8 protein-coding genes, 1 tRNA gene and 1 pseudogene are annotated in these 12,686 nt (G+C 51.7%); 6 read left to right on the forward strand and 4 right to left on the reverse strand.

The features are described 5' to 3' along the window. The first annotated feature begins 14 nt into the window (after positions 1-14). The 3 genes from AC4PS7_RS18255 (at position 15) to AC4PS7_RS18265 (ending at position 3,815) form a co-directional block, all read left to right on the forward strand. Complete coding sequence (locus AC4PS7_RS18255) at positions 15-332, forward strand: hypothetical protein (protein WP_457242612.1); 318 nt, start codon at positions 15-17, stop codon at positions 330-332. Positions 333-1,601: 1,269 nt separating this feature from the next. Further along, positions 1,602-2,570 carry a DNA-processing protein DprA gene (locus AC4PS7_RS18260; RefSeq protein ID WP_492179666.1) on the forward strand — a complete coding sequence of 323 codons (969 nt, stop codon included), beginning with the start codon at positions 1,602-1,604 and terminating at the stop codon, positions 2,568-2,570. Between the two features lie 15 nt (positions 2,571-2,585). Further along, a complete protein-coding gene (locus tag AC4PS7_RS18265; RefSeq protein ID WP_492179667.1) occupies positions 2,586-3,815 on the forward strand; it encodes a hypothetical protein in 1,230 nt (409 codons plus the stop codon). 45 nt (positions 3,816-3,860) lie between these two features. Here AC4PS7_RS18265 and AC4PS7_RS18270 read toward each other — a convergent pair whose 3' ends face one another. After that, entirely contained in the window at positions 3,861-4,625 is a 765-nt protein-coding gene (locus AC4PS7_RS18270; protein ID WP_492179668.1) for a hypothetical protein, read from the reverse strand. A gap of 343 nt (positions 4,626-4,968) precedes the next feature. On the opposite strand from AC4PS7_RS18270, the gene AC4PS7_RS18275 reads away from it, so the two are divergent. Together AC4PS7_RS18275 and AC4PS7_RS18280 are read left to right on the forward strand one after the other, a co-directional pair. After that, positions 4,969-7,605, forward strand: a complete 2,637-nt coding sequence (locus AC4PS7_RS18275; protein WP_492179669.1) for an AAA family ATPase — start codon at positions 4,969-4,971, stop codon at positions 7,603-7,605. A 28-nt stretch (positions 7,606-7,633) separates the two neighbouring features. Then, positions 7,634-8,158, forward strand: a complete 525-nt coding sequence (locus tag AC4PS7_RS18280) for a gamma-glutamylcyclotransferase (protein ID WP_492179670.1) — start codon at positions 7,634-7,636, stop codon at positions 8,156-8,158. Between the two features lie 280 nt (positions 8,159-8,438). Here AC4PS7_RS18280 and AC4PS7_RS18285 read toward each other — a convergent pair whose 3' ends face one another. From AC4PS7_RS18285 to AC4PS7_RS18295, 3 genes and pseudogenes are all read right to left on the reverse strand, one after another. Continuing rightward, positions 8,439-9,296 (reverse strand): hypothetical protein, encoded by an 858-nt coding sequence (locus tag AC4PS7_RS18285; protein ID WP_492179671.1) that lies wholly within the window; start codon positions 9,294-9,296, stop codon positions 8,439-8,441. A gap of 90 nt (positions 9,297-9,386) precedes the next feature. Beyond that, a pseudogene (locus AC4PS7_RS18290) lies at positions 9,387-10,496 on the reverse strand (DUF927 domain-containing protein); the annotation flags it as partial. Between the two features lie 260 nt (positions 10,497-10,756). After that, positions 10,757-10,833: transfer RNA gene (locus AC4PS7_RS18295), tRNA-Arg, on the reverse strand. 371 nt (positions 10,834-11,204) lie between these two features. Between AC4PS7_RS18295 and gabD the strand changes: the two genes are divergently transcribed. Next, entirely contained in the window at positions 11,205-12,647 is a 1,443-nt protein-coding gene (gene gabD, locus AC4PS7_RS18300; RefSeq protein ID WP_010214182.1) for an NADP-dependent succinate-semialdehyde dehydrogenase, read from the forward strand. Positions 12,648-12,686 lie beyond the last annotated feature (39 nt).

Consider the following 12,686-nt stretch of genomic DNA (forward strand, 5'->3'; position numbering starts at 1 on the left):
ACAAGGATATCCCGATGACCCTAGCTGACTTGCAACGGCTATCAGTATCTCAAAGCGAACTGGTTCTTCCTTATCCTCACGCGATTACAGCTTTGCAACTCCTGGAGGCAACCGGCGCCATCCTGATGGGGTGGGAGGGATGGTTACTCTACCCAGACGACAGGTTGGGACATTCAGACATGCACCAAGGCACCACTGACACGTCAGCGCTTTCTTCATCAGAGGCGTATAGCTGGGCCAAAGCCTCCATGACCCTGTCGCAAAATGAACACGAACTCCAAAACGAAACTACCGATATCAAGCTGCTTTTTTGCATCGTTGTGAATGCTTGAAAATGCCCCGCTGAACGATTCAGCCAATCTGTTGCGCCGACCGGTTGAATCCGGCCAGAGGCCAACAATGTGGTGTAGGGCCAATTTGGAAAGGCAGTATGAGAGCACATATCCAGCCCCCCTCCAAAACTGGTGTAACCGGTGTTACGAGTGTAACGCCCTTCACCAAACGCCCGGCTTCATTGGCCTTCAGGCCTGTTACACAGTTGAGCGACATAGCGTACCCCCGATGTAACGCTGCCCCTGCGTGTAACGCTAAAGTCAGCATCCGGGCGTTGTGGGCAGGCGCGTTGCGCTCGAGCCTACCAAGCGAAATTCGCGGGCTCCGCCTTTCGATGAGAGGAAATCACGCTGGGGACCCTGAGAGCTTCAGCTTCACACGGGGCATGAAACCCGCGGGACTGAGTTAGTGGGAGGTGCTGGAAGTTACTGAAATTTCAATCGTTGAAATTGAAAGGATCTTGAAGAAAAAAGGAGATCCTTACCGGAACGGTAACGGTCCTCGGTTTTGTTCAGGATTATGAACGGATGGCTTGGTCAACTCAGTCAACCGGTCAACTAACTTTGGAGCCCAGCCACTAACGAGATCCGGCGGGTTCTATGCCCCGTGTCTATCCGAAATGCCCAGGGTCCCCAGCGGCTTTACGATTCATAGGGCAAATGCACTGGTGAACAGCAGTTCACCTGTTCACTAAGCTGGGCACCTTTCCGCTGACACGATCACGCGGGTTTCCTTCCCCGTACTGGAAGAAAAGCCACAGGGGCCCCGGACTATTTGAATTAGAGATGCATTGTCGTAACCAGCATCGCTGAAGGTTTATCAACGCATGGGGCCAGGGGCTAAAAGGTGTGACAGGTGTTACTCATGTTGAGTTATCGAGTATCTTATTGATTAATATGCTTTTTTTTTGTGGTTTTACCTCAGGGCGCGAGGACCACAAGGAAGTGTTACAAGCTGCAAAGGTGTTACATCTGACGGCGATGCTTGAACAGGCAGGTTCCAGTATTGGTGCTTATCTGCGCGGGGCACGCTTCCGACCAATACCGGTCCGTTGTCGCAGTCCGTAATCGATCCGAGGCTGACCTTTCCGCACTTGGTAATCTGCTTGCCCATTTGGGCGTCATGGGCAGAGGCAGCGCAGCTAGAGGACTGCTAGTATCAAACACCTACCCGTCCCCCTTAGAAGCCTTTAAGAGCCCCTCTTCTAGCCTTTGGCCATGATAAGGTAGGCTCAAGGAAGAACGTCACCATCCAACAGGGCGCCAAACGTGGCATTAGACCAACGCATTTTTTGGAAAAACGAGAGAATAGCTTTCCTCGCCTTAACCACGCTGAAGGGTGTCGGCTTTTGGACGCTGCACCAACTTGCTACGTCTAAAGTGGGTTTCAAAAGCACGTTCAAATCCAATCTTGAAAAATATGTAAAGTTAGAAGAAGGATCGGTTACTCCCCTGGCAGAAATCAAGAAAAAGCTATGGCAGCGCGGCATAAAAATAATCGAGGAACTTGCGAAAGATAATATCGTTCTGATATTTAAAGATGAAGACCGTTTCCCTGCGAAGCTAAAGAATATTCATGACGCACCACAATGGCTCTTCGTGCAGGGTAATTTAGCCATACTTGATACACAGTCTATTGCAATTGTGGGGACAAGGAAGCCTACCGAAGAAGGTATGTTTCTTACAAGGCTAATTCTTGCCGCTTTGCACAGGTCTAGCTTTTCTACGGTTAGCGGTTTAGCACTTGGGATAGATCAACTAGCTCATCTCGAATCCATAAAATATGAGCTACCAACGATAGCTGTCTTAGGCACAGGGATAAAAGAAAGCTACCCGAAAGGCTCTGAGCCGATTAGGAAGCTGATTCTTGAAGGCGGTGGTGCAGTGGTAACGGAATACTTGCCTACTCAAAGTTACAGTGGCGAAAATTTTGTGAGGCGTAATCGAATACAAGCCGCACTTTCTGATATTCTAATTCCTGTGGAGTGGAAGATTAAAAGTGGGACGGCACATACTGTAGGGTTTGCCGCAAAATATAATAAGAAAATAATTAATATATATTTGCCGAAAACCTTAGAATCGCGCCCTGAAATAGAATTTTCCAGAAATAGCTATGCAGCAAGCGATTACGAAATGCCTTTAGAAATTCCAGAGTTTTTGAGCAGTATTTCGTCGCTGCCTGAAAAATGCACAAAACTAGCTATTGAGCCCAACGGTCAGTTAGGTCTTGAACTTTAAGCAGGGATGCAGTTTATGCCTAAACTAAAAGGTGTGATTCTAAGTGTTGAAGATGTACTTGTTCGGCAGGGGGTTGGAGATGCCTTGGTTTTTTCGGAAGTAACAAGGCTTATAAAGTATTTAAAAATTACCGGTACGCAGTTCGTTGTCATGACAAATCGGCGCTGGACGGTAGGCGATGGCTCTCGGCTGCTAGTAGACGCACTCAAGGAGGTTTGGGGTGAGTTTACTTATTTGTGCCGTTCGGCTGACAGCAGAATACCTGCAAAGCCTCGTGCTGAAGCAACTGAATATGTTCTAAATTTGATGGGCTGGAAGAGTAACGAGGTCTTGTATATTGGTGCGTCTGAAAGCGATATGCAGACCGCAGTAAATGGAGGTCTGTTGTTTCTGAGGGCTACGTGGTATGCCAACAAGACCGACTATGGATTTGAGTTTGACGCGCCTAAAGATATTGCTAGATTTATTGATACCTTTTGTTTTAGAGACCATTTATGGTGTCATGAAATACATGATGGTAATTTTGAATACTATGCGCTCGCCCCTTTCAGTACTATGAAGGCGGAGTATACTCTATATTCCGAAGATGCTAGGAAAGCCGCCAAGCAAGGTCTTGGTCATCCTGATTTCTGGGTCGGAGCGATAGTATCAAGCCTTTATTTTAGCGGGATTCACAACCGCATCAATTACATCACGGTATACCCAGGTCATAAAGCAGGCTCGGGGAATGAGGTGATGAACGATGCGATGGCCATTTTTGGTAAATGCTTTAGAAAGAACTATCTCCCAGATCTTATAGTGCGTCACACTACAGCGCAGAAGTCTCAGACTGCCCGTAATCGGGGTATGCCTCTTGATCACCTTAATCAGCTCAATACCATTGTGCTTAATAAAGCTCCGCTGAGAACACCTAATGTCAGATATAAAAGTCCACCACTTGGCAAAGGTAAGTCGGTTCTTATTATTGATGATATTTGCACGAGGGGATATTCGCTCGAAGCTGCTCGAACGTTTGTAGAGCAAACGGGGGCTAAAGCCATACTTGTATCATGGCTCAAAACTATAAACACGGATATAGTAGAACTGGCCCCATTTGGAAAGTTTGATCCTTACAGTCCTGCAGTTTTCAGCACGCAGCGTGCCCATAAAATTCACTCGTATCATGAAAATATAGTGGACCACTTAGCTCCCGGTGAGCTGTCGGAGGTTTTTGCGCATTATAAAAACTGGGAATGGCCTGCGTAGTATAATTCTTCTAAGATACGAGGCCGTAATTTATTCTGATCTTGCCTATAGGTCCTCGGTGGATCCAAAGCTAGGTTCTGCTGCGGTATTAGAGAGTTGTTCCTCTATTGTCTTTACAAATGCCTTTAGGGTGGTGATTAAGGACTTAACTTCTTCTTGCTCTATTGAAGTTATATCTCCTGACTTGTCTTTACCTCCTCTGTGCACAATGTCGTGTCGGGTTTTGACAGCTTTAAATAGCGGTTTCATATCTCCCGGGAACTCTATGCTAAGTACGCTTTTATACATTAGACGGACTTTCGCAAGGTTGTGAAATAGTACTCCGGCCAGGTATTCTTGAACTTCGCCCTGCAGGGTTTCTTTTCTCTTAAAGATGTCAGTTAAATCAAGTTTTCTATTCCTGAACTCTAAATCCGTTTCCACGCAACGCCGTAGATAAACTCCGTTATTTACAACGCGATTGATAAAGGTGTCCGAAAGATACGTTTCCATTGCTGTAATGGCTGTTGCATATAAGATCCTTGCCATTGTCAAGCTGAGTTTTTTGTCGGGTAGTCGAATGTCGAGCATCGCATTTAATTCATAAATGCTTTCTAGAAAGTTTTTGTATGGTTCTTTGTTCTTTGATATGGCATATGTTTTATATTCTAGATATTGATGCTCTGCTTCTAATTGGCTGCACTCTCTGCACACCTTGATCCATCCGCTAGGATTTTTGGGGTCAAGGAATCGAGGTCTGACATGCTCACGCAATATTGAGTCTTTTGTTACTAGCTTTCTACACTTGCGACACTCAATTTCGATATTCATAAAGCCGTGATTCCATATCGTTACGTTTTAGGTAGCAGGCTGGAGTTAAGTCGCTGCCTATCTACCTCGGTTGGTGATTTTCGTCTTTGTAAAAAGTTACAGCAAATCTAGAAAAATCTGCACGCACCGATTTTCCGTATTGTGAGCGCTTTTCCGGAACCTAGCTGTATGGCGACGTTTTTTGAAAAGTACTAAAAAAATTTACTCCACCTTTTCTGATTTTTAGGCCACCACAATATTTTTGCTCAACTATGCTGTGAGCGATTGAGCTGCCGCGCGTGAGTACCCATAAGGCTAGTTCCTTGCGGCATTTATCCTCTGTTTCGCTATCGAGAGACACCCTATGACGCAGCCCGTATTCAATATCTTCGATGCGCTGTCTGATTGGGGGAAAACACTTTCTCCTTGGCAGGCCTTTTTGTTAAGCCAGTTGGTGGCATCAGATGAGCTCAGCGATGAGTCACTAGATGCCGTCTTTTCCGAGTACCTAATCGACCAAGGTCTTAGTGTGCCAGCCGCTGTTCGTGCCACTTGGGACATGACGCTACCGCAGCTCGAGGTCGCCACGTCGAAGGCGGTCAGCACCTTGAACTCCATCGGGACGGTAACAGGCGTCAATGCCCTAGCTGTTGGTGAAACATTGAGCTTCGGACCAAAGCTCACTGTGATCTATGGTCCCAATGGCGCCGGGAAGTCTGGTTATGCTCGTGTATTGAAGTCTGCATGCTTCACTCGATCCAAAGAAACAGGGATCCTGGGCGACGTAAGGCTAGCGAAGGGAACACATCCGAAACCTACAGCTACCTTCCATTTTGATGATGGTTCAAACGTCAACTTTGTACATCAAGAGGCATGTCCTCGATTGCGTGATGGTTTTTCCGTTTTCGATTCGACCTGTATTCGTGTACACCTTGATGATCGTAACGTATTTCAAGTCATGCCGTACCTGTTCGACGTTTTCCCTCGAATGGTTACAGCGTTTGGCAAATTACAAACAAAACTTCGCGACGAAATCACCAATCGGACGCCGGTGCTGGATAAATTCGCCATCCAGGACAGCACGTCAGATGTAGCCAATGCCTTGGCGACGCTTACCGCGCAAACTGATTTGATCCAGCTGAAAACGTTTGCGGTGTTTGGCGATGTCGAAGCCGCTAGATTACTGGCTATCGAGCCGCAATTGACTGAGCTTAGAACAACGGATCCTAAGGAAATCGTCAAAAAAAACGAGCAACGTATTGTTGATCTGGATACTGTCAATGCGAGTATTGCTGCGCTGTCTGTCGGTGTAAAACCGGCCACGTTGACCAAAATTGGCGAAACAGCTAAGCGGATTGGTGAACTCACCGAAAAGGGAGCGGCATTGTCCGCAGCTCAGTTCGCCGAAGAGCCTATACAGCCCATAGGGACTAAGGTGTGGCGAGATCTTTTATCCGCTGCGATCGCATACAACGTCGAAGCCTATCCAGGCGATGCGTTCCCTCCCCAAGCTGAGGGCGCGCGCTGTGTGTTGTGTCAGCAGGTGCTTGATGTGGCGAGCGCAGATCGTTTGGGGCGATTCTATAAAATGGTCACTAGCGACTTAGAAATGCAGCTTACCAGCGCCCGAGACGAAATGAAGGCTCATGGCTCGGATGTAAGCACGGTTAGTACTACGTTCTTCGCTCAGGACAGCGCTGCGCGGCGTGCGCTGCTGGAGCTCGACGTGGTGTTGGAAGCTGATATCGCGGCCCATGTGGAAGGCTACCGGCATCTCATTGAGTCTTTGGACCGGTCTGTAACAAACTTCTGCGACCCGATGTGTTCCCTGCTGGAGTATGACTCTGTTTCAGAGCGAATCAGCACTTTAGTCGAACGCTTGAAACGGGACAACGAACAACTGCGCGAAAGTGACCCCAAGGCTTTGATTGATGCTCTTTTGTTAGAGCAACAACTTCTGAATGACCGTCATCGACTTTCTGGCCAATACGATGAGGTTGCGGCAGCGGTCGAGAGCCTCCAATGGCTGAGTAAGGCAACGCCATGCATACGAGGCTTCTCAGCCATTCAGCGTGATGTAACAAGTAAGCAAAAAGCCCTTGCTACGACGTTGGTTGCGCAAGGTTTTATCGCTCGGTTTACGGAGAACTGTAATGCGTTAAAGCTGGAGTTGCCCGTGCAGTTCCGCTTTGCCGGAGATGCAGGCACCACAGATCGAAAGATCGAGATCAGCAACGCAGGTACGGCTGGTGTTGACCCTTCCCGTGTGCTGAGTGAGGGGGAGCAGACCGCCGCGGCATTGGCAGATTTTCTGACGGAAATCGAGCTCAATGGCACGTGTGCCGGCGTCATCTTCGATGATCCGGTTACATCCATGGACCATGTACGTAAGGAACTCATCGCCCAACGCCTAGTGGATGAGGCCACACGCCGTCAGGTCATTGTGTTCACTCATGACATTCTATTTACGAATTACCTCGCAACTGCTGCGGAGGATAAAGGTGTTTCATTTGCCGGGCGCACAGTTTGGCGTGATGACAACGATGCTCCAGGCGCGATAGATCGATTGGCTTTTCCACACGAGCATTACGAAGGCGCTGCGTATGACCGAGCGAAAAAACACTACGATGCCGCGCGCGCGCTGACTGGCGCCCCGCAGCGCGATGCTTTGGAAAAAGCCTGTGGAAGCCTGAGAACCGGCTATGAGGATTTCATCCAGAAGAAGCTGTTTAATAACGTCGTACGTCGGTGGCGAGAGAATATTACGTTCACGTTGAATCAAGTTTTCTTTGATGAGGCGATAGCCCTCCGTGTGCACGAGAGAATGGTCACACTGTCCCGTTACATTGACGCGCATTCACACTCTGAAGATTTCCATGAAGTGCCACTCACGGCTGAAGTCTTGGCTAATGAATTTTCTCAGTTCGACAGCATTAAGTCGGACTACAGCAAGGCTCGCAAGGACTGGGAAAAGGCCAAGCCAAAGGCTGTGTTCAGTTAAGCGAAAAAACCAAAAAAATGGAGCTGCCATGTGGGTTTTCGGGTTCGGATCGCTAATGACAGATGCTTGGGAGAGAGAATTTGACTGCATACAACGCGTTACAGCTGAATTAAAGGGATATCGTCGCGCATTCAATAAAGCTTCTGTCGCCAACTGGGGCACACGTGATTGCCCGTGTCCAACCCTCAACCTGGTGTCTGAAGCAAATGCGCACTGTCGTGGGATTGCGTTCGAGTTTTCCGAGGCAAGGAGAGATGATGTAGAGGCCTACCTTGCCCGACGTGAAGGTAGGGGTTTCAAGCTCTCCAATCTGGAGGTTATTGCCGAGGGTGCAGGAGTGGTACAGGCGCTGGTCCCCTTGTATACGGGTAAAAACATAGTCCAGACCACCGATACGCAAGCATCTATCCAATTGGCCCTCCGTGCCAAGGGCTCTAGTGGCCGGTGCTCTGACTATGTATTTGGTGTTTATGAGCAACTGAGGAGGCTCGGCATAAACGATCCTGCGGTAACTGAAATGCGGGACCTATTACGTGGAGTTCATCCGGATTAGAGGCGAAATCAATGGAACAGACACTGAGGAAAACGGACAAGTAAAAATATTTGTCGAGTCAAACTTGGTGTTTGTACGTTCGCAATGGGTCGTTCCAGGCTTCCTAACGACCGCTTTTGGCCGATTGCGGTGAGTTGTTTTTTGCGTATTGAGGAGCGTTCTATCGGGTTTGAGTCCGTTCAGCTTTTAATTTTAATGTTAGTTCTCGTTCTACATCCGCGTCGAGTGGTATGGAAGGCTTGCTAGGGTAATCAGCCCGCTAAGGCGGGCTGATTCGGGGCTACGCGGCGAGTAGTTCTTCCAGAGAGAGGTTACGAGCCACCGATGCCAAATCGGAACGCTCCAGTCTCGAATGGAACGGGCCAAAGCGCGGTACTACCAGGCCGGACAACGCATCGCCCATTCCGCCCTTGAGGTAGCTGACGGCAAGGATGCGAGAGCCTACAGCGAGCAGTTGCTCGGTCGCAGCGTTCCATTCCTCGTTCAAGGTAAATCCGACCGCGCTCAATGCGGCTGTCTTGGACTCATCTCCACGTTGGCGTGCATTCGTGATTTGAGCTTCAAGAGCATCAAGCTCGACTTGCAGAGCACCGAGGATCAGGTCTTGCCTCCTTACCTGCTCGTCCGTTGTTGCCAGTTGCTTAGCTGCCTTTTGCATTTCGCCGCTTGCTGATTTTTCCCCTTCGGCATCACCGCTTGCGAGGCATTTGGCGTAGGACGTTGCAGCGTCGCGCTCGGCTTGTTGCGCCTTTTCCAGGGCTTGATCGGCTTCTGATTGAATTGTCTGAAACCGGTCGTTTAGGTGCGATTTTTTCCGTTCCAGCGTTTCGACTTCAGCGGTTGCATCGGTCATCGCTTGAATAGCGTCAGCTTTGATCTGACCAATTTTTTCCATCTTCTCCAAGTGTTGAAGCTTGCGATCAATTGATGCTAGCTCACCGGGAATCACATCTATGCGAGCTTTGACGCTTGATAATTTTTCCATAGCGTCGCGGCTTTCAGGGCTTCCAATTACGTTGCCATTCGCACTGAATCCGCTGGGTGCATTGCGCCATTCGGCCTCCAGTTGTGGCAGGCTTTCTTCCAATGTTTCCAGTTCTTGAATCAAAGCTGCTTGTTGCTGTTTTAGCTGGTTCATGTTGCGTTCCTAAAGGCGAAAGGTTGGTTGGTTTTTTTCGCTGGCGGGCCAAGCCAAGGTGAGCCTGCATACCTCAAGGCGCGGCCTTTGTTAGGCCGCCTGGGCGCCGTGATCACCTTGTTCTGGCACTGCGACAACCACATAGCAACGCTGTAAGCCCAGTCCCGGTAGTCGTACTGCGGTTGAGGCTTTGCCATCCTTTCCAGGCTCTAGAACACCTCGTCGCAGAAGCTCTTTGTTAACCGCACTCAGATTCATGCCCCGGAAGATTTCGGAGCGCCATGCTTCCGGCAGCACGTAGTAGGTGTTGGTGGTGTGCAGGGCATCGCCCATGCCGTGTTCCATCGTCTTGCGAAAGCCCAGCCGATCAATCGTGCGTGGGCCGTGCTCATCGATTTTGGCGGCGGCAGATTCCCAGCGGGTAAAACGGCTTTCTCCAAAGCGCTCGATGACCTGTCTCAGCCGCGCCAAAATCGCATCGCCTTCGAAATTTCCGGTGCCGCCACGCTCGGCTAGCCATGCATGCAGACACACACGTGCGGCGGTCGTGGCTGTGCCGTCCGGCCAGCTGGTGACGCCGAATGCGGTGGCCAACTCACCGGCCGCTGCTGCGAGCCCGAAGCGAAGGGCGGCACGTTGGGCTTGCCCACTGGCTGACGAGGGCAGGTTTTGGGTGATGAACTGTTCTACCGTGCGGCGAACGATCACCGACCACCTGAGCATTTCTCCAGGCGCGCAAAGCGCGTGCAGGAAGGCGGTGAGGGGTGTGCCGTAGTATTTGGCTACACGGGCCTTGAGCGCATCGGAGAGGGCAGCAGCATCCTCAAAACCGTTCAGCACATCGAACATGCCTAGGCCTTTGCTGGCATCCGCAGGCACGGCGAGCATGCGCACCTCCATACCGGCTTTCAGTTCCTTGTTTGCGTCTGCCATGTGCTGCGCCAACGTCTTCTCGCCGGTCGAGAGAAACAGCAGGCGCCACTCTTGCACCTGTCGGCCCGCTTGTCCTCGGTCATTCGCCCGGGCCTTGCCGGTGCCGTTACCGAGCATGTAAACCGTCTCGCCAAAAATGCACGGGTCACACATGCCGATTTCATCCAGCACCAGGAGGCCGTCTGAGTGTGCAGCGGCGATGGACTCCAAGGCGTTATCTGTCGAGCGCCATGAGCGCACCAGGCGCGGCCCGCCATAAGCTGCTGCCCCTGCTCCAGAGAGCCTCCCTTGATGATCATGGCAACTTGTACAGGCTTCAAAAAATGCACGTGGCCGTCGCGTGCGCTGATCTGTTGTCCAAGCAATTACAACGCATTGAATTGCCAGCCTAAACGCCTCGCCATACGGGTACACGGAAGGAGTTTTGAGGGGGAGACGGGACGAATAGCCAGAAACAAGAAAGCCCGCACGGGGCGGGCTTCTTGGGATGTTTCGTAGACTGTCTGAGACAGCCCGAGACTGCTATATGGTGCACCCGGCGGGATTCGAACCCACGACCCCTGCCTTCGGAGGGCAGTACTCTATCCAGCTGAGCTACGGATGCTTGTGCGGGCGACATCATACCCATGTCGACCTTGGGCGTCCATGCTGGTCTTTGGGCGTTCATGTGTAGGCATTTGCCGTACAGAGGCCCTAAGCCGGGCGCTACCGATCAGGGCGGGGGAACCCGGCTCGGCGACGCTGATCAGATAAATCTGCTAAATGCGCCGTTTTCGTTCTTTTTTTCGAACAGACTATTGCCCTGTACCCCCATTGATCCTAGGATTCGTTTGAGATTTCAAACGCTCTGTCTCCCGTGCGCTCCTTCACTTTTCTTGCGCGCTGGGGCTGATTTCCCTGACGGCAGCCCACAAGGCGCCTTTCAACAACTCTAATTCGCTCCGCGTGCGCGCGGTGCTGTTAAGGAAAGCCGACATGCAGCTTAAAGATGCCCAGTTGTTCCGCCAGCAAGCCTTTATCGATGGCGCTTGGGTCGATGCGGACAACGGTCAGACCCTCAAGGTCAATAACCCTGCCACGGGCGAGATTCTCGGTACTGTGCCAAAGATGGGCGCCGCTGAAACCCGCCGCGCTATCGAAGCCGCTGACAAGGCGCTGCCGGCCTGGCGTGCACTGACCGCCAAGGAGCGCGCCAACAAGCTGCGCCGCTGGTTCGAACTGCTGATCGAGAACCAGGACGACCTCGGCCGCCTGATGACGCTCGAACAAGGCAAGCCGCTGGCCGAAGCCAAGGGCGAGATCGTTTACGCCGCTTCCTTTATCGAATGGTTTGCCGAAGAAGCCAAGCGCATCTACGGCGACGTGATCCCTGGCCACCAGCCTGACAAGCGCCTGATCGTGATCAAGCAGCCGATCGGCGTGACCGCTGCGATCACCCCGTGGAACTTCCCGGCGGCGATGATCACCCGTAAAGCCGGCCCGGCCCTGGCCGCCGGTTGCACCATGGTGATCAAGCCTGCTTCGCAAACGCCGTTCTCGGCACTGGCCCTGGTTGAATTGGCGCACCGTGCCGGTATCCCGAAAGGCGTGCTGAGTGTGGTCACTGGCAGTGCCGGCGACATCGGCGGCGAGCTGACCAGCAACCCGATCGTGCGCAAATTGTCCTTCACCGGCTCGACCGAAATCGGTCGCCAGCTGATGGCCGAATGCGCCAAGGACATCAAGAAAGTCTCCCTGGAACTGGGCGGCAACGCGCCGTTCATCGTGTTCGACGACGCGGACCTGGATAAGGCCGTCGAAGGCGCGATCATCTCCAAGTACCGCAACAACGGCCAGACGTGCGTCTGTGCCAACCGCCTGTACATCCAGGATTCGGTGTACGACGCCTTTGCCGAAAAACTCAAAGTGGCCGTGGCCAAGTTGAAGATCGGCAACGGTCTGGAAGAAGGCACCACCACCGGCCCGCTGATCGACGAAAAAGCCGTGGCCAAGGTGCAGGAACACATCGCCGACGCCCTGAAAAAAGGCGCCACGTTGCTGGCCGGTGGCAAGGTGATGGAAGGCAATTTCTTCGAGCCGACCATCCTCACCAACGTGCCGAAAGACGCTGCCGTCGCCAAGGAAGAAACCTTTGGTCCGCTGGCACCGCTGTTCCGCTTCAAGGACGAAGCCGAAGTGATCGCGATGTCCAACGACACCGAGTTCGGCCTGGCCTCTTATTTCTATGCCCGCGACCTGGGCCGTGTGTTCCGTGTGGCTGAAGCCCTGGAATACGGCATGGTCGGCGTCAACACCGGGTTGATCTCCAACGAAGTGGCGCCGTTCGGCGGTATCAAGGCTTCGGGCCTGGGCCGTGAAGGTTCCAAATACGGGATCGAGGATTACCTGGAAATCAAATACCTCTGCCTGGGCATCTGACCAGCACGAGTTTGCCGCAAACGCAGAGGGCACGAGAGC

The organism is Pseudomonas sp. DW-iso3 (assembly GCF_058725305.1).